Annotated in this window: 19 protein-coding genes and 1 tRNA gene; 11 read left to right on the top strand and 9 right to left on the bottom strand. The window is 63.9% G+C overall.

Annotated features, from left to right (window positions below):
• Positions 1–170: 170 nt before the first annotated feature.
• Positions 171–2,912 carry an aconitate hydratase AcnA gene (gene acnA, locus FPB55_RS17810; RefSeq protein WP_009683993.1) on the bottom strand — a complete coding sequence of 914 codons (2,742 nt, stop codon included), beginning with the start codon at positions 2,910–2,912 and terminating at the stop codon, positions 171–173.
• 224 nt (positions 2,913–3,136) lie between these two features.
• On the opposite strand from acnA, the gene rlmM reads away from it, so the two are divergent.
• The 4 genes from rlmM (at position 3,137) to pdxB (ending at position 7,141) form a co-directional block, all read left to right on the top strand.
• Positions 3,137–4,201, top strand: a complete 1,065-nt coding sequence (rlmM, locus tag FPB55_RS17805) for a 23S rRNA (cytidine(2498)-2'-O)-methyltransferase RlmM (RefSeq protein ID WP_125855042.1) — start codon at positions 3,137–3,139, stop codon at positions 4,199–4,201.
• A gap of 516 nt (positions 4,202–4,717) precedes the next feature.
• Positions 4,718–4,891, top strand: coding sequence for a hypothetical protein (locus FPB55_RS26410; protein ID WP_165944157.1), 174 nt, complete (start codon positions 4,718–4,720; stop codon positions 4,889–4,891).
• Between the two features lie 804 nt (positions 4,892–5,695).
• Positions 5,696–5,938: a sulfurtransferase TusA gene (gene tusA, locus FPB55_RS17795; RefSeq protein ID WP_009686255.1), complete on the top strand. Its 243-nt coding sequence runs from the start codon at positions 5,696–5,698 to the stop codon at positions 5,936–5,938.
• 60 nt (positions 5,939–5,998) lie between these two features.
• Positions 5,999–7,141: a 4-phosphoerythronate dehydrogenase PdxB gene (gene pdxB, locus FPB55_RS17790; protein ID WP_029887248.1), complete on the top strand. Its 1,143-nt coding sequence runs from the start codon at positions 5,999–6,001 to the stop codon at positions 7,139–7,141.
• Positions 7,142–7,272: 131 nt separating this feature from the next.
• Here pdxB and FPB55_RS26405 read toward each other — a convergent pair whose 3' ends face one another.
• Positions 7,273–7,446, bottom strand: coding sequence for a PA1571 family protein (locus FPB55_RS26405; RefSeq protein ID WP_009686257.1), 174 nt, complete (start codon positions 7,444–7,446; stop codon positions 7,273–7,275).
• A gap of 209 nt (positions 7,447–7,655) precedes the next feature.
• Between FPB55_RS26405 and FPB55_RS17785 the strand changes: the two genes are divergently transcribed.
• Positions 7,656–9,419 carry an ABC transporter transmembrane domain-containing protein gene (locus tag FPB55_RS17785; RefSeq protein WP_144188940.1) on the top strand — a complete coding sequence of 588 codons (1,764 nt, stop codon included), beginning with the start codon at positions 7,656–7,658 and terminating at the stop codon, positions 9,417–9,419.
• 108 nt (positions 9,420–9,527) lie between these two features.
• Here the strand turns inward: FPB55_RS17785 and FPB55_RS17780 are convergent.
• Both FPB55_RS17780 and FPB55_RS17775 read right to left on the bottom strand, forming a co-directional pair.
• Positions 9,528–9,604, bottom strand: a tRNA-Pro gene (locus FPB55_RS17780).
• An 80-nt stretch (positions 9,605–9,684) separates the two neighbouring features.
• A complete protein-coding gene (locus FPB55_RS17775; RefSeq protein WP_009686259.1) occupies positions 9,685–9,906 on the bottom strand; it encodes a YgdI/YgdR family lipoprotein in 222 nt (73 codons plus the stop codon).
• A 186-nt stretch (positions 9,907–10,092) separates the two neighbouring features.
• Between FPB55_RS17775 and moaB the strand changes: the two genes are divergently transcribed.
• Positions 10,093–10,632 (top strand): molybdenum cofactor biosynthesis protein B, encoded by a 540-nt coding sequence (gene moaB / locus FPB55_RS17770; RefSeq protein ID WP_009686260.1) that lies wholly within the window; start codon positions 10,093–10,095, stop codon positions 10,630–10,632.
• Positions 10,616–11,842, top strand: a complete 1,227-nt coding sequence (gene glp, locus FPB55_RS17765; RefSeq protein ID WP_115294479.1) for a gephyrin-like molybdotransferase Glp — start codon at positions 10,616–10,618, stop codon at positions 11,840–11,842. Before moaB ends, glp begins: the two co-directional genes overlap by 17 nt.
• On the opposite strand, the gene FPB55_RS17760 is transcribed toward glp, so the two are convergent.
• Positions 11,831–13,075, bottom strand: a complete 1,245-nt coding sequence (locus tag FPB55_RS17760) for a glycosyltransferase family 4 protein (protein WP_115294478.1) — start codon at positions 13,073–13,075, stop codon at positions 11,831–11,833. The genes glp and FPB55_RS17760 overlap by 12 nt on opposite strands.
• 364 nt (positions 13,076–13,439) lie before the next feature.
• Here FPB55_RS17760 and yegS point away from each other — a divergent pair, with 364 nt between their 5' ends.
• Entirely contained in the window at positions 13,440–14,327 is an 888-nt protein-coding gene (yegS, locus tag FPB55_RS17755; RefSeq protein WP_009686265.1) for a lipid kinase YegS, read from the top strand.
• Here yegS and FPB55_RS17750 read toward each other — a convergent pair.
• The 3 genes from FPB55_RS17750 to FPB55_RS17740 form a co-directional block, all read right to left on the bottom strand.
• Positions 14,311–14,970, bottom strand: a complete 660-nt coding sequence (locus FPB55_RS17750; RefSeq protein WP_009686266.1) for a response regulator transcription factor — start codon at positions 14,968–14,970, stop codon at positions 14,311–14,313. The genes yegS and FPB55_RS17750 overlap by 17 nt on opposite strands.
• A complete protein-coding gene (locus FPB55_RS17745) occupies positions 14,960–15,856 on the bottom strand; it encodes a histidine kinase (RefSeq protein ID WP_115294477.1) in 897 nt (298 codons plus the stop codon). Before FPB55_RS17745 ends, FPB55_RS17750 begins: the two co-directional genes overlap by 11 nt.
• Before the next feature lie 365 nt (positions 15,857–16,221).
• Entirely contained in the window at positions 16,222–16,731 is a 510-nt protein-coding gene (locus tag FPB55_RS17740) for a hypothetical protein (protein WP_009686268.1), read from the bottom strand.
• A 326-nt stretch (positions 16,732–17,057) separates the two neighbouring features.
• Between FPB55_RS17740 and FPB55_RS17735 the strand changes: the two genes are divergently transcribed.
• Positions 17,058–17,993, top strand: a complete 936-nt coding sequence (locus FPB55_RS17735) for a chemotaxis protein CheV (protein WP_110679570.1) — start codon at positions 17,058–17,060, stop codon at positions 17,991–17,993.
• A 55-nt stretch (positions 17,994–18,048) separates the two neighbouring features.
• Positions 18,049–18,852, top strand: coding sequence for an MOSC domain-containing protein (locus FPB55_RS17730; protein WP_144188938.1), 804 nt, complete (start codon positions 18,049–18,051; stop codon positions 18,850–18,852).
• Between the two features lie 66 nt (positions 18,853–18,918).
• Here the strand turns inward: FPB55_RS17730 and FPB55_RS17725 are convergent, their stop codons facing one another.
• Positions 18,919–20,844, bottom strand: coding sequence for a transglycosylase SLT domain-containing protein (locus FPB55_RS17725; protein ID WP_054904161.1), 1,926 nt, complete (start codon positions 20,842–20,844; stop codon positions 18,919–18,921).
• A 222-nt stretch (positions 20,845–21,066) separates the two neighbouring features.
• On the opposite strand from FPB55_RS17725, the gene FPB55_RS17720 reads away from it, so the two are divergent.
• The gene (locus tag FPB55_RS17720) at positions 21,067–22,995 is read left to right on the top strand and encodes an ATP-binding cassette domain-containing protein (RefSeq protein ID WP_115294475.1); all 1,929 of its coding nucleotides are present in this window, start codon (positions 21,067–21,069) and stop codon (positions 22,993–22,995) included.
• Positions 22,996–23,049: the final 54 nt, after the last annotated feature.

The raw sequence follows: 23,049 nt of genomic DNA, 5'->3' as shown, positions 1-23,049 counted from the left end.
TCCGCAGGGCTTTGGATGGGTATCGGCAAGCCACCGGGATTATTGAGAGATTATTTAACATGCGTGACAAAAGGTGTTCGATTTTGGTGCAAGGGTGCCTGAGCAATCGAACGCCGTGTGGGCGGCGCTCGATTGGCAGGTGTCGCAGGTTTTCCAGTGCGGCTGCGCCCTCAACCCGCAATCAGCTGGCGCAGCACATAATGCAGAATCCCGCCTGCCTTGAAGTACTCCACCTCGTTGACGGTATCGATTCGGCACAGCACCTCGATCTGTTCCTGCTGGCCATCCTCGCGGGTGATGCGCACCTGTAGCGGCATGCCGGGGTGAATCGGTGCGCCGTCCAGCCCCAGCACGTCGATCTGCTCCTTGCCGGTCAGCCCCAGCGCCTTGCGGTCATGCCCGGCCGTGAACTGCAGCGGCAGCACGCCCATGCCCACCAAGTTGGAGCGGTGGATACGCTCGAAGCTTTCCGCCAGCACTGCCTTCACGCCCAGCAGGTTGGTGCCCTTGGCCGCCCAGTCGCGGCTGGAGCCGGTGCCGTATTCCTGCCCGGCAATCACCACCAGCGGGGTTCCTTCCTGCTGGTAGCGCATGGCCGCGTCATAGATCGACAGTTTTTCACCCGAGGGCACGTGCAAGGTGTTGCCGCCTTCCTCGCCCGCCAGCATTTCGTTGCGGATTCGGATATTGGCGAACGTACCGCGCATCATCACTTCATGGTTGCCGCGCCGCGAACCATAGGAGTTGAAGTCGCGTGGCTCCACACCTTTTTCGCGCAGGTAACGCCCCGCTGGGCTGTCGGCCTTGATGTTGCCGGCAGGGGAAATGTGGTCGGTGGTCACCGAGTCGCCCAACAGCGCCAGCACGCGGGCGCCGCGGATGTCGGTGATGGCCGGTGGCGGCCCGCCGATGTCGTCGAAGAAGGGAGGGTGCTGAATATAGGTGGAGTCTGCCTGCCACACGTAGGTAGCGGCCTGGGGTACCTCGATGGCCTGCCACTGGGCATCGCCGGCGAACACTTCGGCATATTGCTTGTGGAACATGGCCGTGTCGACCTTGGCCACGGCCGCCGCGATCTCCTGCTGGCTGGGCCAGATATCGCGCAGGTACACCGGTTGGCCGTCCTTGCCCGTACCCAGCGGGTCACGCGTCAGGTCCACGCGCACACTGCCAGCGAGCGCATAGGCCACGACCAGGGGCGGCGAAGCCAGCCAGTTGGTCTTGACCAGCGGGTGCACGCGCCCTTCGAAATTACGGTTGCCCGACAGCACCGAGGCCACGGTGAGGTCCGCGCTGGCAATGGCTTTCTCGATGGCTTCATCCAGCGGGCCGGAGTTGCCGATGCAGGTGGTGCAGCCATAGCCAACCAGATCGAAGCCCAGTTCGTCGAGGTAAGGCGTGAGCCCGGCGGCCTGGAAGTAGTCGGTGACCACCTTGGAGCCCGGTGCCAGCGAGCTTTTCACCCAGGGTTTGCGTTGCAGGCCTTTTTCCAGGGCTTTCTTGGCTACCAGCCCGGCAGCCATCATCACGCTGGGGTTGGAGGTATTGGTGCACGAGGTGATGGCGGCGATCACCACGGCGCCATCGCGCAGGGTGTGGGTCTGGCCTTGGTGGCTGTAGTCGATCTCACCGGCCTGGTCGGCATTGCCAACGGCCACGCCGCCACCCCCTTCACTTTCCAGGCGGCCGACTTCCTTGGCCAGCGGCTTGGGTTGCAGTTCGATGAAGTGGTCGAAGGCCTGGCTGACCTGGCCCAGTGCGACCCGGTCCTGCGGCCGCTTGGGCCCGGCCAGGCTGGCTTCGACGTCGTGCATGTCCAGCGCCAGGGTGTCGCTGAACAGCGGCTCGTGGCCGGGCAAGCGCCACATGCCTTGGGTTTTGCAGTACTGCTCGACCAGTTGCACGGTCGCTTCTGGCCGCCCAGACAGGCGCAGGTAGTCCAGGGTGACGTCATCGACCGGGAAAAACCCGCATGTAGCGCCGTACTCCGGGGCCATGTTGGCGAGGGTGGCGCGGTCGGCAAGCGGCAGCTCGGCCAGGCCGTCGCCATAGAACTCGACGAACTTGCCGACCACGCCTTTCTTGCGCAGCATCTGGGTCACGGTCAGCACCAGGTCGGTCGCAGTGATGCCCTCGCGCAGCTTGCCGGTCAGCTTGAAGCCGATCACTTCCGGGATCAGCATCGATACGGGCTGGCCGAGCATGGCCGCCTCGGCCTCGATACCGCCGACCCCCCAGCCGAGCACGCCCAGGCCGTTGATCATGGTGGTGTGCGAGTCGGTGCCGACCAAGGTGTCGGGGAAGGCATAGGTGCGGCCATCGGCTTCACGGGTCCATACCGTGCGGCCCAGGTATTCCAGGTTGACCTGGTGGCAGATGCCGGTGCCCGGCGGTACCACGCTGAAGTTGTCGAAGGCGTTCTGGCCCCAGCGCAGGAAGGCATAGCGCTCGCCGTTGCGCTGCATTTCGATTTCCACGTTCTCGCTGAAGGCTTGCGTTGTGCCGTAGCGGTCGACCATCACCGAGTGGTCGATCACCAGGTCGACCGGTGACAGCGGGTTGATGCGTTGTGGGTCGCCGCCGGCCTTGGCCATGGCGGCGCGCATGGCGGCCAGGTCGACCACTGCCGGTACGCCGGTGAAGTCTTGCATCAGTACGCGTGCGGGGCGGTACTGGATTTCGCGGTCGGAGCGCCGCTCGCCCAGCCATTGGGCGAGGGCGCGCAAGTCGTCGCCGGTCACGGTTTTGCCGTCTTCCCAGCGCAGCAGGTTTTCCAGCAGCACCTTCAGGGACATGGGCAGGCGTTGCAGGTCACCCAGCTGGCGGGCGGCTTCGGTGAGGCTGAAATAGTGGTAGGTCTGGTCGCCGACCTTGAGCGGCTTGAGGGTGTTCAGGCTATCGAGCGAGGGCATTGCCAACTCCTTCTGCGCCGGTGCCCGGCATTGAATTGCGGTTTGCCGGTAGCACCGTTATGTATCGGCCCGCACGGCACGGACCTGGCTGAAAGGTCAGGTTAGACCGGTTTAGGCCACCTGACCCTTTTCTGGACCGGCGGGGCGTGTCGCAGGTTCCGAACTTCCTTTATCATCGCCGCCCTGCCGGCGCCTGTGACGCGCCCGCCGTAGTGGAGTGAGAGATGAATACCCTGTTCATGCATTGCCGGCCCGGTTTCGAGGGTGAGGTGTGCGCCGAGATCAGCGAACATGCCGCCCGCCTGGGTGTCGCGGGCTATGCCAAAGGCAAGCCGCAAAGTGCCAGCGCCGAGTTTGTCTGTAGCGAGGAGGGCGGTGCCGAGCGGTTGATGGGGGAGCTGCGTTTCAATCAGCTGATCTTCCCGCGGCAATGGGCCCGGGGTGCGTTTGTCGAGCTGCCGGAAAGTGACCGTATCAGTGTGCTGCTGGCGCAGTTGGCTGGTTTTCCGGTGTTCGGCAGCCTGTGGCTGGAAGTGCTGGACAGCAACGAGGGCAAGGCGTTATCGACGTTCTGCCGCAAGTTCGAAGTGCCTTTGCGCAAGGCCCTGGAAAAGGCCGGGCGCCTGGTTGACGACGCCAGCCGCCCACGCTTGCTGCTGACCTTCATCAGTGGCCGGCGGGTATTTGCGGGTATCGCTGCGGCCAACAACAGCGCGTTGTGGCCCATGGGTATCCCGCGTCTCAAGTTCCCCCGCGAGGCGCCCAGCCGTTCGACCCTCAAGCTGGAAGAGGCCTGGCACCATTTCATCCCGCGTGAGCAGTGGGAGCAGCGCTTGGGCGATGATATGACCGGCGTCGACCTTGGGGCTTCGCCGGGAGGGTGGACTTACCAGCTGGTGCGTCGTGGCATGTTGGTGACGGCTATCGATAATGGGCCGATGGCCGAGAGCCTGATGGATACCGGCCTGGTCCAGCACCTGATGGCCGATGGTTTTACCTGGCAACCCAGGCAACCGGTGGACTGGATGGTTTGCGATATCGTCGAGAAGCCGGCGCGGACGACTTCGCTGATCGAAACCTGGTTGGGTGAGGGGCTATGCCGGGAGGCGGTGGTCAACCTGAAGTTGCCGATGAAGCAGCGTTATGCCGAGGTACGGCGGCTGCTCGAGCGCATGGAGGCGACGTTCAAGGCACGTAAGGTACGGGTTTCGATCGCGTGCAAGCAGCTGTATCACGACCGTGAGGAAGTGACATGCCATTTGCGGCGGCTTGATCTGAAACCTCGTTGAATCGGTGCTTGGTGCTTGAGGGTGGGGCCGATGGGAACGAATACCTATGCGGTTTCGACGCCCACATTTTTGCAGAGCTTGAAATCCTGGGCGCTGGTTTTGATAGCGCGAAAACTCCAGCTGCGATAGCGACGCATAGTCACCTTTTCGCCCTTACGGCGGGTTACTTTGGCCAAGACCAAAGTAACCCGCCGTAAGGGCGGAAAGGTGACTCGGCGCCGCCTACGCGAACGAATACCTATGCGGTGTAAACGCCCACGTTGTTGCAGAGCTTGAAATCCTGGGTGCTGGTTTTTGGTGGCGCGATAACTCCAGCTGCGATAGCGACGCATAGTCACCTTTTCGCCCTTACGGCGAGTCACTTTTTGTCAGACGCGACAAAAAGTAACCAAAAAACGCTGCGCTCCCGTCATCCGGCCCCTGCGCTGCGCTCCGGGGTTCCCTCGCTACGGGCATGCTCCCGGGAGTACGCGCTGCAGGCCCCATCCCTGGGGCCTCAGCGCTTGACGGGCATCCATGCCCGTCACCTCCCTCCGCATGCCCTTCGCTCGGCCTCCTGAAGTCGCGAAGATCAAGATCAAGATCAAGATCAAGATCAACAGCCAGATCAAAAGCTGTGCGGGGGGGCTTGGATGGTGCGAAACCCAAGAAAGCGCTGCTGTTGCTTCTGCTTTTTGCTTTTGCTTCTAAACGCGCGGTAGCACAGGCGCTGCAGATTGCGACTTCAGGAGGCTGAGCGAAGGGCATGCGGAGGGAGGTGACGGGCATGGATGCCCGTCAAGCGCTGAGGCCCCAGGGACGGGGCCTGCAGCGCGTACTCCCGGGAGCATGCCCGTAGCGAGGGGACCCCGGAGCGAAGCGGAGGGGCCGGATGACGGGAGCGGGCGGCTTTGGTTACTTTGGCCAAGACCAAAGTAACCCGCCGTAAGGGCGGAAAGGTGACTCGGCGCCGCCTACGCGAACGAATACCTATGCGGTGTAAACGCCCACACCTTTGCAGAGCTTGAAATCCTGGGCGCTGGTTTTTGGTGGCGTGATAACTCCAGCTGCGATAGCGACGCGTAGTCACCTTTTCGCCCTTACGGCGAGTCACTTTTTGTCAAACGCGACAAAAAGTAACCAAAAAACGCTGCGCTCCCGTCATCCGGCCCCTGCGCTGCGCTCCGGGGTTCCCTCGCTACGGGCATGCTCCCGGGAGTACGCGCTGCAGGCCCCATCCCTGGGGCCTCAGCGCTTGACGGGCATCCATGCCCGTCACCTCCCTCCGTATGCCCTCCGCTCGGCCTCCTGAAGTCGCGAAGATCAAGATCAAGATCAAGATCAACAGCCAGATCAGAAGCCTTGCGGGGGGGTTGGTAGGCGGCGCGAAGCCTCTGACCCGCCGTAGGGGCGCAAAGGGCCTTGGCAACGCCCGTCCGGACGTATGGCCTGCAAAGCCGCGCTTGGACCCCGCCGCGTGATGCGCGACAATAGCGATCATTTTCGGAGCCCCCCATGACCGATTTCACCCCCGACGCCATCCTCGATGCCACCGGCCTGAACTGCCCGGAGCCGGTGATGATGCTGCACCAGCACGTACGCAACCTGGCCGCCGGCGGCCTGCTCAAGGTCATCGCCACCGACCCGTCCACCCGCCGCGACATTCCCAAGTTCTGCAACTTCCTCGGCCACGAACTCGTGCAGCAGCAGGAAGACGCCGGCACCTTCCTTTACTGGATTCGCAAAAAAGCCGACTGAAACCCTGTGCAACCCACCCGGCGATGCGCCTACACTGCGCTCCCCAGACAGGAGAGCGCCATGCTGATAGTTGCCGACGAAAACATCCCGCTGCTCGATGCCTTCTTCCAAGGCTTCGGGGAAATTCGCCGCTACCCCGGCCGAAGCCTCGATGCCGCCAGCGTCAAGGACGCCGATATCCTGCTGGTACGCTCGGTGACCAAGGTTGACCGCACATTGCTCGAAGGCAGCCGGGTACGCTTCGTCGGTACCTGCACCATCGGTACCGATCACCTCGACCTGGACTATTTTGCCGAAGCCGGCATTCGCTGGAGCAGCGCGCCAGGCTGCAATGCCCGCGGCGTGGTCGATTACGTGCTGGGCAGCCTGCTGACCCTGGCCGAACTGGATGGCGTTGCGCTGCCCGAACGGGTGTACGGCGTGGTCGGTGCAGGTGAGGTCGGGGGGCGGCTGGTACGTGTGCTGCGCGGGCTGGGCTGGAAGGTGCTGGTGTGCGACCCGCTGCGCCAGGCCGCTGAAGGCGGTGACTACGTCAGCCTGGAAACCATTGTCCAGCAGTGTGATGTGATCAGCCTGCATACCCCGTTGCAGCGTAGCGGCGGCTACCCCACCTGGCACTTGCTGGGCCAGGCGCAATTGGCACAATTGCGCCCGGGTGCCTGGCTGGTCAACGCCAGCCGTGGGCCGGTGGTGGACAACGCCGCCCTGCGCGAGCTGCTGCTGCAGCGCGACGACATCCATGCCGTGCTGGACGTATGGGAAGGCGAGCCGCAAGTCGACCTGCAACTGGCCGACCTGTGTACCCTGGCGTCACCGCATATTGCCGGTTACAGCCTCGACGGCCGCCAGCGTGGCACCGCGCAGATCTACCAGGCCCTGTGCCGCTTCCTCGGGGTGGATGAGCAGGTGCAACTGGCCGACCTGCTGCCGCGCCCGCCGCTGGCGCAAATCGAGCTGGATGCCAGCGCCGACCCGGCCTGGGCCCTGGCCACCCTGTGCCGCGCCGTGTACGACCCGCGCCGTGACGATGCCGACTTCCGCCGCAGCCTGAGCGACGACCCGCAACAACAGCGTGCCGCGTTCGACCAGTTGCGCAAGCAGTACCCAGCGCGACGCGAAATCGAGGGGCTGGCGGTGCGCCTGCGTGGCGAGGCGCCGCAGTTGGCGCAACTGGTCAGTGCGCTGGGTGGCGTATTGGTCTGACGGCCTGCCGGCCGCTGCACGGCCACTCTCCCGGGGGAGTGTGCTCAGCCGGGCCTGGCCGCATAGGGCCAGTGCAGAACTCAGGCAAATAAAAACCCGGCGCGGGCGCCGGGTTGCAAGAAATTCGCCGCTCAACCTTTGCGTACGCGCTCGACCCGGCTCTGTTCCAGGGCCTTGCAAGCCTGCTGGATCATCTGCTCGGTGATCGGTACTTCGCGCCCCTGGGCATCAATGATCGAACCGCATACCTGGGGTTGCTGGTTCGGCCGGGGCTGCTGGTTGTCGCTGGTAGGTTGCAAGCTCATGCATGGTCTCCTCATCAGGTGAACACTCAGGGTAGTCCTGCACCGTGACTGGCCTGTGACGACAGGCTCGTCACGGCAATACCAGTCCAACAGAAACGCTGGCAAAGCTCCATACCCTGGTTAGATCGATAGGCTATAGCTACCTGCCCGCGTTCCCCAGCCCTGATGAGTGGTAGTCTGGGCCTTCGCCAGCCATAGTGATCGTCGCCATGTCCGAATCGGTTTCCCCGCAACCACGCCGGGCATTACGCCTGGCCTGGCAGTTCGTTCGCCCCTATCGCCGGCAGGTTCTGCTGGCCTTGCTGGCACTGGTGGTCACTGCGGGCATCACCTTGTCGATGGGCCAAGGCATCCGGCTGCTGGTCGACCAGGGTTTCATGACCCGTTCCGCGCACCAGCTCAACCAGACCATCGGGCTGTTCCTGCTGCTGGTACTGGCCCTGGCGGTGGGAACGTTCAGCCGTTTCTACCTGGTGTCCTGGATTGGCGAGCGCTGCGTGGCCGACATGCGGCGGGTGGTGTTCAACCACCTGATCGGCCTGCACCCCGGCTTTTTCGAGGATAACCGCAGCGCCGAGATCCAGTCGCGGCTGACAGCAGACACCACGCTGCTGCAATCGGTCATCGGTTCGTCGCTGTCGATGTTCCTGCGCAACGCATTGATGGTGCTGGGCGGTGTGGTGCTGCTGTTCATTACCAACCCCAAGCTCACCAGCATCGTGGTGGTGACCCTGCCGCTGGTGTTGGCGCCCATCCTGCTGTTTGGTCGCCGCGTACGCAGGCTGTCGCGGCAGAGTCAGGACCGGGTCGCCGATGTAGGCAGCTACGTGGCCGAGACGCTGGGGCAGATCAAGACTGTGCAGGCCTACAACCATCAGGCACATGACCGCGCACTTTTTGCCGACACGGTCGAGGCGGCATTCACCGTGGCGCGCAAGCGCATTGCCCAGCGGGCCTGGCTGATCACTCTGGTGATCGTCTTGGTGCTGGGGGCGGTTGGGGTGATGCTGTGGGTGGGCGGCATGGATGTGATCGCCGGGCGCATATCCGCCGGCGAACTGGCCGCCTTCGTGTTCTACAGCCTGATCGTCGGCAGCGCCTTCGGCACCCTCAGTGAAGTGATCGGCGAACTGCAGCGCGCCGCCGGTGCTGGCGAGCGCATCGCCGAACTGCTGGCCGCACGCAGCGCAATCCTGCCGGGCTGTGCCGCCTCGGGCCTACCGGGGCAGAGGGCCCGCGGGCATATCGAGTTGCAGGAACTGGTGTTCGCCTACCCGTCACGGCCCACCGTGGCAGCGGTAGCTGGCCTGAGCCTGGTCATCGAGCCTGGCCAGACCGTGGCCCTGGTCGGCCCATCAGGGGCCGGCAAGTCGACCTTGTTCGATCTGTTGCTGCGGTTTTACGACCCCCAGCAAGGGCGCATCCTGCTCGACGGCCAGCCGCTGACAGAATTCGACCCTGACCAGCTGCGACGGCAGTTTGCCCTGGTTGCACAGAACCCTTCGCTGTTCCGTGGCACGGTGGAAGCCAATATCCGCTATGGCCGCCCCGAGGCGAGCCAGGCCGAGGTCGAAGCCGCAGCCCGCGGCGCCCATGCCGATGAGTTTATTCGGCAGTTACCTCAGGGTTACCAGACACCGCTGGGGGAGGGTGGCATCGGGCTTTCCGGCGGCCAGCGCCAGCGCCTGGCCATTGCCCGGGCGCTACTGGTGGACGCGCCGATCCTGTTGCTGGACGAAGCCACCAGCGCCCTCGACGCGCAAAGCGAACACCTGATCCAGGAAGCACTGCCCCGCCTGATGGCCGGGCGTACCACGCTGGTCATCGCCCATCGGCTGGCCACGGTCCAGCACGCCGAGCGCATCGCGGTCATCGACCAGGGGCGCTTGGTGGCGGTGGGCACTCATCGCCAATTAATCGAGCAAAGCCCGCTGTATGCCAGGCTGGCGGCCTTGCAGTTCACCAGTGCCTGACACAGGGGTGACGGGGGCAGTGCAGGGGTGGCTATCGGCTTTCAACGCTACCGTTGGTGGCAGTTTCCAGGCACAAAAAAGCCCGCATCAGCGGGCTTCTGGAGGATCTGGTCGGAGAGACAGGATTCGAACCTGCGGCCTTCTCGTCCCGAACGAGACGCGCTACCTGGCTGCGCTACACTCCGATGAACAAAATCCTACTGCATCGTGTTTTTGCTCGCAAGCCCCTGCTGTGCAAAGGGGCTTTGCTGAAAACGCGCCGCGGTTACAGCTCTTTCACGGTGCGGATCTGGTCCTTGTTCAGGCGGGTGCGCTTGCCGTCCAGCTGCTCGAATTCGTAGAAGCCGGAGTCTTCGTCGTAGGACGGTTTATCCGTCGCCTGGATTTCTCGGCCATCGTTCAGGGTGATGACGGTTGGGGTGGAGCAGCCGGCAAGGGTGCCCAGGCCCAAAGCGAGCAGGAAGGCGGGTAGGGTCCGTTTGATCATCGTGGTTCTCCAAGTGCGATGGTGCTAGATGACATTTATGACGCAGGACTTTAGTGCAAGTTCACTGCAAGTGCATCATAGCGATAAATCTGCGCGGTTGATCCAGGGCAAGTTTGTTGGGCGCAACCCGGTAAAAGTGCGCTGTGATATAACTGCGGCCAACCTATCCTGTTGTGACGGACCCCCATGAAAGCCAAGGCAGATACTCCCTTTGTGCCGCTGAATATCGCGGTGCTCACCGTTAGCGACACCCGCACGCCCGACACCGATACCTCTGGCCAGATGTTCGTCGACCGGTTGAGCGAGGCCGGCCATCACCTGGCAGAGCGGGTATTGCTCAAGGACGACCTGTACAAGATCCGCGCACAGGTTGCCACCTGGATCGCCGACGAGCGCGTGCAGGTGGTGCTGATTACCGGCGGCACTGGCTTTACCGGCCGCGACAGCACGCCGGAGGCGGTGGCCTGTCTGCTGGACAAGCAGGTCGATGGCTTTGGCGAGTTGTTCCGGCAGATCTCCGTGCCGGATATCGGTACCTCCACGGTGCAGTCGCGGGCCTTGGCCGGCCTGGCCAATGGCACCCTGGTGTGCTGCCTGCCGGGCTCGACCAATGCCGTGCGCACCGGTTGGGACGGCATTCTTGCCGAGCAACTCGACGCCCGCCATCGGCCGTGCAACTTTGTCCCGCACCTGAAGCAGGCAATGGCCTGTGACAGCCGTGGCTGAGGTCAGTCAGCCACGGCCGCTGATGCCGGTAGAGCAAGCCCTGGAACAATTGCTGGCATTGGCTGAGGCGGCACCGATTCAGGAGACTGAAAACCTGCCCCTGGCCGAGGCGGAGGGCAGGGTACTGGCGACCGACCTGGTGGCCTCGCTCGACCTGCCGCCCTGGCCGAACAGTGCCATGGACGGCTACGCCCTGCGCCTGGCCGACTGGCAGGGCCAGCCGTTGCCCGTCAGCCAGCGCATCTTCGCCGGCCATGCGCCACAGCCTCTGCAGCCGGGCACCTGTGCCCGGATCTTTACCGGCGCCCCGGTGCCGGCAGGTGCCGATTGCGTCGAGATGCAGGAAAATACCCAGGTGCTGGAGGATGGCCAGGTACGTTTCGTCGAGGCGCTGCACGCCGGGCAGAACATTCGCCCGCAGGGCCAGGAAACCCGCAAGGGCGAGCAGGTGATGAACGCCGGCACGCGCCTGGGGCCGATCGAACTGGGTCTGGCGGCGACCCTGGGCCACGCCCGGCTCCAGGTGGTACGCAAAGTCAAAGTGGCGGTGCTGTCCACCGGCGACGAACTGGTCGAGCCCGGGCTGCCGTTGGGGCCCGGCCAAATCTACAACAGCAATCGTCGGCTACTGGTCAGTTGGTTGCAGCGCCTGGGGTGCGAGGTGGTCGATGCCGGCATCCTGCCGGATGACCTGGCGCAGACCCGCGCCTGCCTGGCCGGGCTGGGCCACGTCGACCTGATCCTGTCCACTGGCGGCGTGTCGGTGGGCGAGGCCGATTACCTGGGGGCCGCACTGCGCGAAGCGGGCGAGTTGGCGCTGTGGAAGCTGGCGATCAAGCCGGGCAAGCCGCTGACCTTCGGCCATTACCAGGGCGTGCCGGTGATCGGCCTGCCGGGTAATCCGGCCTCGACCCTGGTCACCTTTGGCCTGCTGACCCGGCCCTACCTGCTGCGGCGCCAAGGGGTGGGCAATGTCATGCCGCTGCGCTTCGACATGCCGGCGGGGTTTGACTGGCCCAAACCCGGTAGCCGCCGTGAATACTTGCGTGCGCGCATCAAGGACGGCCAGGTGCGCATCTACAAGAACCAGAGTTCGGGTGTGCTGCGCAGCGCAGCCTGGGCCGACGGGCTGGTGGAGGTGCGCGAAGGCAGCACGCCGAAAACGGGTGACAGCGTGCCATTTATTCCCTTCAGCGAACTACTTAGCTGAACGCCCCAGCCAGGCATCGGCCAGCGGCCCTGGCACCGGTGCTGCCTGGGTCAGGCGCATGTGCACGGTTTCCAGTTGTTGAGCTGCCACGCTCCAGTCGTGGCGCTGGCGGGCGAACTGGCGCCCGGCCGCGCTCAACTGGCTCATGCGCCAGGGCTGGTTGAGCAACTGGGTGATCAGCAGGGCCAGTTGATCACTGTCATCGCTGCCCAGGTAATGCTCGCCGTTGTTCACCGCCAGGCCGGAAACGCCCTTGCCGGTACTGATGACCGGCAAGCCGGCAGCCATTGCTTCAAGGATTTTCACCTTCGAGCCACCGGCATAGCGCAGCGGCGCGAAAAACAGGGCTGAGCGGCTTTGCAGTTCACGCAGATCGGGGCGATAGCCGAGCCATTCGATCCGCGGGTCATTCCAGTGCAGCTTCCAGCTGGCCGGCATCGCATGCCCGGCAATCGCCAGGCGCACGGCCGGGTTGCTCAGCCACACCTGCGGCATGATGTCTTCCAGCGCCCACTCGATGGCTTCCAGGTTGGCGCCGTATTCAAAATTGCCGACAAACAGCAGGCGCTGGCTGTGCAGCGCCGGTTGCACCTGCTGGTAGAAATCACATTCCACGCCATTGACCACCACATTCACCGGGCGCCTGCTGATCTGCCCGATCAGCTCGGCGTCGTGAGCGCTGACGGCTACCAGCTCGGTGGGCTGGCCCAGCACGCGCTGTTCCCAGCGCCGGTAGCGCCAGCGGTCGAAGGCATTGAGCGGGCGTAGCCATAACGGCAGGCGGTCATGGCAGGCGCTGCCGGTAACCGACTCCAGGTTGTGTTCGCTGAGCATGAAGGGCAGGCCGCGGGCCTGCAGGGCCTTCTCGAACGGCTGGAAGCTATAGCTGTGCTCGATCTGGATCACGTCCCAAGGTTCCTCCAGCAACTGCTCGAAGCGGTGCCGCAACGCTGCGCAAAGGCCATTGATGATTGCCCGCATGGGGTAGTCGATGATCGGCGATGCCAGCAGGTTCAGCGGGCTATGCAGCGGCCTGCGCGGCAGGACTATCAGCCGTTCGAGGTACGGTTCCAATGCCTCGCGTGCGGCGTCGCTGAGGGGTATCTTCGATTGCACCAACAAGGTGATGCGGTGGCCGCGCTGGGCCAGTGCCCGGATCAGGTGGTATTGGCGAGTCTTGCAGCCACTGGTGGTCGGCCAAGGCAGGTAAGGCAGTGTCCAGAGAATACGCATGACCGTGGTCCTCGCTGACGGCTGCAGAGGGCAAGACGCACCTGTCGGCCGGTTGCAGGAGAGGGCCGGGAGGTGCGTCCGTGGCGGGCAAGCCAGGGCATTTCACAGTCAAAATGCTGACTCGCCTGTGCTCATTCGCTTGTAGGGTCAAAAACCTGTCAAAAGTGTCTCGACTCAGCATAGCCGGGCATTGTCGGCTGTGGAAAAAATGCCATTATCTTCACTAGCAGCCGAGCCGGCGCTGCTGCAGGGAACACCGCCTGCCACGCGCGACACGCCGCTGGCTGTTTTTGAATGCGGCATGCAACGATCCACGCGTGCCCGTGGTCGAGATAGGGTTGGTCAACCTCAGGGAGATGCGCCTATGCAAGCGCGCAAGGCAATGCTGGTCCTGCACGGCAAGCAGGCGATGAACGACGAACTGCGCGATGCCGTGCACGACATGCGCGACAGTGGCTGGGTGCTGGATGTGCGGGTCACCTGGGAGGCGGGCGATGCCCAGCGCCTGGTGACCGAGGCGCTGGCGGCAGGTTACAGCCACATTGTCGCCGGTGGCGGCGACGGGACCCTGCGCGATGTGGCCGAGGCCATGGGGCAGGCCGGGACCGATGCCAGCCTGGTATTGCTGCCGTTGGGCACCGCCAACGATTTTGCCAAGGCTGCCGGCATTCCGCTGGAGCCTGCCGCTGCGCTGGCCTTGTTGAACGTGGCGGCACAGCCCATAGACCTGGGCCAGGCCGGCGACCAGCTGTTCCTCAACATGGCCACCGGCGGGTTCGGTAGCCAGGTCACGGCCAATACGTCCGAAGACCTGAAGAAGGTCCTGGGCGCCGCGGCCTATCTGTTCACCGGCCTCACACGCTTCAGCGAACTGCAGGCGGCCTCGGTCGAGCTGCAAGGGCCGGATTTCCACTGGCAAGGGGACCTGCTGGCACTGGGTATCGGCAATGGCCGCCAGGCGGGAGGCGGGCAGGAGCTGTGCCCGGATGCGGTAGTCGATGATGGCTTGCTCGATATCGCCGTGTTGCCTGCCCCACAGGAAATGCTGGGCACGTTGCGTGACCTGCTGGCCGGTGATGGCCTGTTCGTCCGTGCCAGGTTGCCCTGGGTCGAGATCAAGAGCGCCCAGGGCCTGGACCTCAACCTCGATGGCGAGCCCTTGCAGACTACCAACTTGCGTTTCGAAGCCCGGCCCGCAGCGTTGCGCCTGCACCTGCCTGCCGGGTCGCCGCTGCTCAGTCGTCCAGGCTGATGATCTTTTCGCGCACGGCAAACAGTACCAGGCCAGCCACGTCATGAATTTGCAGGCGCTTCATGATTTGCGAGCGGTGGGTTTCCACGGTCTTGATCGACAGGCCAAGGCCAGTGGCAATTTCCCGGGTCGACTTGCCGCGCACGATCAGGCGCAGGATCTCCAGCTGGCGCGCCGTGAGGTTATGCCGGTCGCTGCCGCCCTGTGCGCCCGGCCTGTTGCGCTGCAGCGCCTGGTTGATGACGGTGTGGGCGATGGCCGGGCTCAGGTAGCGCTCGCCGTGGCGTACTGCCTCCAGCGCCTGCTCCAGCTCGGTGGCACTGGTGTCCTTGAGCAGGTAACCGTGGGCACCGCTTTCCAGGGCACGCATGATCAGGTCCGGATCGGTGTGCATCGACAGGATCAGCACCTTGCAGTTGCTGCCGCAGGCCCGCAATTGGGTCAGGGCGTCCAGGCCACTGGTCGAGCGCATGGAAATGTCCAGCAGGACAATGTCCGGCGCCAGTGCGCGCACCTGCTCAAGCAACTGGCTGCCATCGTCGGCCTCACCGACCACGCTGTAGCCGGGAATGTCGCAAACCAGCGCACGTACGCCGGCGCGGATCAGCGAGTGGTCGTCGACCAGCAGCAATCTACAGGTCATGGGCAACAGTACTCCTGGCGCGTTGCTGGGTGCGCGGTGGCCACGGGAACATCGCTTCTATCCGTGTACCCTGGCCAGGCTGGCTGGTGATCTGCAGGCTGCCCTGCAAGGCCGTTACCCGCTCCTGCATGCCGGCCAGGCCGCGCTGGCCGGCCTCGGCCGGATGCCGGGCGGGAACGAAGCCGCGGCCATCGTCGTGAATCGACAACGCCAGCCCGGCAGGGGTGCGTTGCAGGCGCACAACCAGGTTGTGTGCCTGGGCATGGCGCAGCATGTTGGTGACTGCTTCCTGGGTGATGCGGAACACTGCCATGGCCACTGCATCGTCAATGCCGCCCAGGCGTTGGTTGCACGCCAGGCTCCAGTGTACGCTGCTGCTGCCCAGCGTGCGGACCAAGTGCGCGCGCAAGCTGGCTTCCAACCCAAGACTCGCCAATTGCCTGGGGTTGAGCAGGCTCGACACGTTGCGTACCGTGCCCAGGGTGTCATCCAGGGTGCTGTGCAGCGCATCGCAGTGGCCCTGCAACTCGGCCGGCATGCGCCGTTTCAGCCACTGCAGTTGCAGTTTGGCGGCAGTCAGCAATTGGCCAATGTCGTCGTGCAACTCCCGGCTCAGGTGTTGCCGCTCGTCTTCCTGCACCTTCAGCATGCGCTCGGCCAGTTCAGCCGGCCGCAGGCTGATCGACCTGGCCCCCAATCCCAACTGCAGGGTGGCGGCCAGCGTTGCGGCCAACTGCAAAAGCAGCAGGCCAGCCGGGATAGCCAGGTTGGCCAGGTACAGCATCAGGTTGGTAACCAGCGAGGCCACACACAGCCCGACCGTCAGCCAGCGCAGCAGGGCAACGCGGCAGCAGCTACGCATGTGGAATTTCAAGCGTGGGAGCATAAATAGGGAAGCCACTGAAGTATTGCTGATAGAGGCCTTGCACAATGCGGGTCAGAGGCTTTGGCGCAGTACTTCCGCTGTTTGGTCGAGCACCTGATGTGCAAACTTTTTTGTGATTGCAAGTGTTTGTGGGGGCGCATATTACCACTTCGTACGGTGTCGGTCGCGGCTGGGTGACGCTCCGAAACGCCTGTTGGCAGGGCGGTGCCGGGTGGCAAAGTGCCACCCGCGGATCCCGCTGCTCGCACCCGCGCTGCAACTAAGGCGGTAATGATTCAACTTGGCCTTCCTGAAACTTTGCGAACTTTGCAAGTTCGACCAGCGCAGGGCTTGAGTGCATGTAGTTAGTTGCACTTCTGGTCAGGTTAATGCGCGCGGTACGACCGGCTGCCATGGCTGCCGGAGCGCATGACATCATGCGGGTGATCGCACGTTTTGCCTGCTTCATCGCAAGACGCGCAAGCCGGGGCAAGGGGTTGCTGCACGACCTTGGCCAGCTCGCCCAGCAGCACCAGTTGCTCGCCGATATCCAGGTTCAACCGCCCGGTTCGGCTGTCGAGCAACTCCAGTTGCCAGGCCAGCAGGGTCAGGCACGCCTCGATCGCAGGCAATGCCTCTGGCTGCAGGCAGCCGCTGTAGCAGGCCGGGGCCAGCAACTGGTGAAGCGCGGTGGCGTAATGGGCAACTTCGCGCGCGCCCAGGCGGGTGGCCTGCCCGGCGAGGCTGGCCAAGGTGCTGTCCAGGCAGCGGCAGGCGTCTGGATCGTTGTCGATCAATTCCAGATGCTGCAGGCATTCCTGGGCCTGGGTCAGCAGTACCTGGGCATCCAGCAGGAAGCCCTGCAGTGCGTTATCGAACGCTAAGGCAGTGTCCATGATCAGGTCCCCGCGCGTGGGGTAGGCGCAGGTGACGGGCACGCCGCAACGATAGCTAGCAAAAGCCTGACTCCATTCATGCAATGAGAATGGCGTCACATTAATGGCTAAAGGATATCGCGAATATCAGGTTTCACCTGACTGCCCCTAGGGGTTTCCCTGATGCGGGCTGCCGAATTCGAGCGGGGTGCCGGCAGTAAAGCATGATGGTAAAGTGATATCAATTGCCGGGTCGGCATTTTCCCGCAAGGGTCAAGGTGTGCGGGAAGCCGCCGATACAGGGTAGATCAATTCACCTTTTTCGACTCAAGCCTGGGGGCTTTCCAATGGCTGGCATTCTCGACACGGTAGACCAACGCACGCAACTGGTAGGTGAGAACCGCCTGGAAATCCTGATGTTCCGCCTGGCGGGCCGCCAATTGTTCGCGATCAACGTGTTCAAGGTTCAGGAAGTGCTGCAACTGCCCAAGCTCACCCTGATGCCCCAGCGTCATGCGTTCGTCTGCGGTGTGGTCAACCTGCGTGGGCAGACGTTGCCGGTGATCGACCTGTCCCAGGCCATTGGCATGCGCCCGCTGCAACCCACGCCCGACAGCACCATCATCGTCACCGAATACAACCGCTCGGTGCAGGCTTTCCTGGTAGGAGGGGTCGACCGCATCGTCAACATGAACTGGGAGTCGATCATGCCGCCGCCGTCCAGCGCCGGGCGCCAGCATTACCTGACTGCCATCACCAAGGTCGATGAGCAACTGGTCGAGGTCATCGACGTGGAAAAGGTGCTGGCTGAAATCGTGCCTTACAACGCCCGGGTTTCCGGCGACAAACTGGCCGACCCCGTCCTGGCACGGGCGCGAGGCCGCGAGGTGCTGCTGGTGGACGACTCCAGTGTGGCCCTGGCGCAGTTGCGCGACACCTTGTCCCAGTTGGGCATGAAACTGCATGTGGCCAGTGATGGCCTGAAGGCACTGCGCATGCTCAAGGGTTGGGCCGATGCCGGCGAGGACGTGTGTGAAAAGCTGCTGATGGTGTTCACCGACGCCGAAATGCCGGAAATGGACGGCTACCGCCTGACCACCGAGATTCGTGGCGATGCGCGGCTGCGCCAACTCTACGTGGTGCTGCACACATCGCTGTCGGGCAGTTTCAATGAATCCATGGTCAAGAAAGTGGGTTGCGACAACTTCCTTTCCAAGTTCCAGCCCGATCGCCTGGTCGACGTGGTCAAGCAGCGCCTGCTGCTGGATACGGCCACCGCGTGATCGCCACGCCTGCCCGGTATAAGCTTGGCATTTGCCAAGACGCGAGGCGGCAGGGATGTTTCTGAGTGAGTTGTACCGATACCCGGTGAAGTCGTGCCAGGCGCAGAGCCTGCGCGCTTCGCCGGTGGGGCTGCTGGGCTTGCAGGGTGACCGGCGCTGGATGGTGGTCGAGGCAGAAAACGGACGCTTCCTGACCCAACGTGCCTGGCCACGCCTTGGCCAGATCGCGGCGCACGATGACGGCTGCGGCCAGCTGCTGTTGCAGGCGCCTGGGCGCGCCTCGCTGAGGGTGGCAGTGCCACCTGCCGATGAGGGCCTGCGTGGCGTGACGATCTGGCGCGATACCTTGCGCGTGCCAGACGCCGGCGATGGCGCGGCGGCCTGGCTGAGCGAGTGGCTGGGCAAGGCTGTGCGCCTGGTGTATTGCCCGGAGCAGCGTGCCCGTTATTTGCCCAACGGTTATGGCTTCAACAGCGATCGCGCGGCTTTTCCGGATGGTTTCCCCTTGTTGCTGATCGGTCAGGGCTCGCTGGACGAGCTTGACCGCCGTGTGGGGCGGCCCATGGAGATGCTGCGTTTTCGACCGAACCTGGTGGTGCAGGGCGCCGAGCCTTTCGCCGAGGATGGCTGGAAGCGGATCCGCATTGGCACCCTCGAATTCCGGGTGCTCAAACCGAGTGTGAGGTGCATCTTTACCACTATCGACCCCGCCACCGGCGAGCGCAGTGAAGACCGTGAACCGATGGCCACGCTCAGGACCTTCCGCGAAAAGGAAGGCGATATCCTGTTCGGGCAGAACCTGGCGGTGGATGGCAGCGGGTGGCTTGAGGTCGGGATGGGCGTGGAAATCCTGGAATAGCTGTGTGCTGGCACCGGCCTGTTCACAGGTTTGCCCGTGAACAGGCCGGCAAGGGCTCAGCGAACCTTACATGTCATCGAAATACCGCTCATGCCAATCCACCAGCGGCTGCGGTGCATTCAGTTTCTGCCCGTAGATCACCGAATACGACAGCACGTTCTGCACGTATTGGCGGGTTTCGTCGAACGGGATCGACTCCACCCACACATCGAAACTCAGGTGCTTGGCGCCCCTCAGCCACTGGCGCACGCGCCCGGGCCCGGCATTGTAGGCTGCCGAGGCCAGGACCCGGTTGCCGTTGAACTGGCTGTGCACCTGGCTCAGGTAGGCGGCGCCCAGCTGGATGTTCTTGTCCGGGTTGAGCACTTGTGCCGGTGAGGCAAGCGGAATGCTGAATTTGCGGGCCGTTTCCTTGGCGGTAGCCGGCATCAGTTGCATCAGGCCGCTGGCGCCTACCGGGGAGCGTGCGTCTTCCATGAACGCGCTTTCCTGGCGGGTAATGGCGAATACCCAGCTCGAATGCAGGCCGCGCACATTGGCTTCGCGCACCAGGGTATCGCGGTGGGCCATCGGGAAGCGGATGTCCAGGTCGTCCCAGTACTGGGCCTGGCTGATGGTGCGGATGGCCGGGAAGTACCAGCGCAATTCATAACCCAGGCGCGCCTGGGCCACCATTTCATCGCGGTTGAAGTGCCGGCTGACGTGGTACCACTCGCGGCGGCCTTCGACGATCTGGCCGCGGGCATGGAATTCCAGCGCCCGCTGGATGCCGGGTGTATTGCGTACTTTTTTCACCAGTTGCGGGCTCAGCAACAGGGGTTTGTTGTTCAGTTGGTACGGTGTCTTGGCCCGGTCGGCGGCGAGGAAACCATAGAAGTCACGCTCGCGCGCCACGGTCTTGTACAGCAGCGGGATCTGCGGGTTGTTCGGCTGTGCCAGCTCCAGGCTGCGCGCTTGCCAGTACTTCCAGCGGCTGCTGCTGGCCAGGTCCTGAGGCAGGCGCCGGGTCAGCTCGTAGGCGTCTTCCCAGCGGCCCAGGCGCAGCAGCAGGCGCAGGCGCCATTCACTGACGGTGTTATCGCGCAGCTCAGGGTCGTAGCGGGTCATCAAGTCGAGCGCACGCGGGTCGTAGCGGCGGGCCAGGGTCAGGCCGATTTCGCGGGCGATGGCCACCTTTTCGTCGCGGGAAAAATGCATGCGCTGGGCGTAGTCGTCCAGCAGCGCCATGGCCCGCTCCGGGTCCTGGCGCGCCAGGCGGCGCAGGCCCAGGCTGACCACATCGGCCATCGCCTCGTTGGCCGGGGCAAAGCGCGATGGCTGGTTGAGCAGCTCAGGCTTCTGTGCCACGTCGACCAGCAGCCGGCCTTGCGGGCCGAGGGTGGTCAGGCCATTGATCAGGCTGTTGGCCAGGCTGTAATTGCGCGCCTGGGCCGCCAGCTTGATGCGCTGCCAGCGCTTACTCTCGGTCAGTTGGCCTTCAGCGGCCCACATGCCGAACAGTGTGTCGCACGCGGCAGGTTGCGACTTGCCCACGTTCCACAGCTTTTCGGCGGTGGCGTTGCCTTCGGCACGCAGGCCATGGCTGAGCTGGTACTGGCCGTTGAGGCAATCGAGCTCGGTGAAATTGAGCTTGGGGTCGTAGTACTTGACGAAGGTGTCCCACTCGCCGCGTTCGGCCAGCCAGCGCAACCAGCGCAGTTTCATCCAGTTGGCCTGGGGCAGGTCGCCATGCTTGGCGAGGAACGCCTCGATTTCCTGGTTGCTGGCGCTTTTCAGGCGGGCGGTGAGCTCGTCGTAGGCCAGGTACGGGGTCAGCGGGTAGTCACTCAGGGCCTGGGCATAGCGAAGGTAGGGGCCTTTGTCGCCTTTGGCCAGCGCGCGCTTGGCCTCGTCGTAGTACTGGCGCTGCAGGGTGAGGTCGGTGGCCTGTGCCGCGCTGGTGGCAGCGGTCAGCAGCAGGCAGGAAGCAATTTGTAACAGGCGGCTGCGCATGATACGTCCGGGCAGTTGAACCATGGGGAAGTGACGGCGGAGCCAGCACTGTTGGAAGCTATTGCCTTAGCTTAGCCGTTTGCCGGCAGCGGGTGAAAGCACTGTGCTTGTATCGGCATATTAACGTCGACCGGATGTCGCCACGCGTGCATCGATTGGCCTGGCAGCTGCCGTCGGGGGCCCAACTCAGGTAGAATGCGCGCCCGATTTATGGAGACCAACATGACCCTGCTCAAATTCAGCGATGTGTCCCTCGCATTCGGCGCCATGCCGCTGCTGGACAAAGTGTCCTGGCAGATCGCTCGTGGCGAGCGGGTGTGCATCATCGGCCGCAACGGCACCGGCAAGTCGAGCATGCTGCGCCTGGTCAAGGGCGAGCAGAAGGGCGACGACGGGGAAATCTGGCGTGCGCCGGGCCTGAAGATCGGCGAACTGCCGCAGGAACTGCCAGTGGCCGATGAGCGCACGGTGTTCGACGTGGTCGCGGCCGGCCTCGACGGCGTGGGTGAACTGCTGGCGCAGTTCCACCACCTGAGCATGAACATCCAGGGCGACGATGACCTGGAAAAGCTCATGCACGTTCAGCACGAACTGGAAGCCCGCGACGGCTGGCGCCTGCAGCAGGTGGTGGAAAGCACCCTCAGCCGCCTGCAACTGCCTGCCGACAAGACCCTGGCCGAGCTGTCCGGTGGCTGGCGCCGCCGCGTGCTGCTGGCCCAGGCGCTAGTGTCGGAGCCCGACCTGCTGCTGCTCGACGAGCCGACCAACCACCTGGACATTGGCGCCATTGCCTGGCTCGAAGAGGCCCTGCGCGGCTTCAACGGCGCGGTGCTGTTCATTACCCACGACCGGTCGTTCCTGCAGAACCTGGCCACCCGCATCCTTGAACTGGACCGTGGCGGCCTGATCGACTGGAACGGCGACTACGCCAGCTTCCTGGTGCACAAGGAGGCCGCACTGGCCGCCGAAGAAACCGCCAACGCGCTGTTCGACAAGCGCCTGGCCCAGGAAGAAGTGTGGATTCGCCAGGGCATCAAGGCCCGCCGTACCCGCAACGAAGGTCGCGTGCGTGCCTTGAAGGCCCTGCGGGTAGAGCGTGGCGAGCGCCGCGAACGCCAGGGCAAGGCCAATATCCAGATCGAGGCGGCGGAAAAGTCCGGCAAGCAGGTCATGGTGCTGGAAAACGTGAGTTTCCATCATCCCGAAGGGCCGATGCTGGTCAAGGACTTCTCCATGGTCCTGCAGCGCGAAGACCGTATCGGCCTGCTGGGTGCCAACGGTACCGGCAAGACCACCTTGCTGAAGTTGATGCTCGGTGACCTGGAGCCCAGTTCAGGCAAGGTCGAGCGCGGTACCAAGCTGGAAGTGGCCTATTTCGACCAGATGCGCCACCAGCTCGAGCTGGAAAAGACGGTGATCGACAACCTCGCCGAAGGCCGTGACTTCATCGAGATCGATGGGCAGAACCGCCATGTGCTCAGTTACCTGGGCGACTTCCTGTTCAGCCCCCAGCGTGCGCGCACGCCGGTCAAGGCGCTGTCGGGGGGGGAGCGTGCCCGCCTGCTGCTGGCCAAGCTGTTCAGCAAGCCGGCCAACCTGCTGGTGCTCGACGAACCGACCAACGACCTGGACGTGGAAACCCTCGAACTGCTCGAAGAGGTGCTGTCCAACTACAAGGGCACCGTGCTGATCGTCAGCCACGACCGGGCCTTCCTCGACAACGTCGTCACCAGCACCCTGGTGTTCGAAGGCGAGGGCAAGGTGCGCGAGTATGTAGGGGGTTATGAGGACTGGATTCGCCAGGGCGGCTCGCCGAAGCTGCTGGGCGTGACCGAGAGCAAGGGCGGCAAGTCGGCCCTCAACAGCGCGGTGGTGGAGAAGGTCGAGGCCAAGCCTGCGCCTGTTGCTGCGCCGGTGGTGGAAGAGGCATCGAAGAAAAAGCTCAGCTACAAGCTGCAGCGTGAGCTGGAGATGCTGCCGGGGCAGATCGACGCGCTGGAGCAGCGCATGGCTGAAGCTCAGGAAGAGGTGAATGCGGCGGGCTTCTATCAGCGGCCGATTGCGGAAACTTCGGCAGTGCTGGCCAGGATCGAGAAGTTGCAGGGTGAGCTGGATGTACTGGTGGAGCGCTGGGCTGAGCTGGAAGGCTGATAGTTGTTAGCCTGGTCCGGCCCTATCGCCGGCAAGCCAGCTCCCACAGGGACA

This window comes from Pseudomonas sp. BJP69 (assembly GCF_007633355.1).
Classification (GTDB): Bacteria; Pseudomonadota; Gammaproteobacteria; order Pseudomonadales; family Pseudomonadaceae; genus Aquipseudomonas; species Aquipseudomonas juntendi.
The sequence above is the reverse complement of the archived record's forward strand: the minus strand, read 5'-3'. Positions and strand labels throughout refer to the sequence as shown.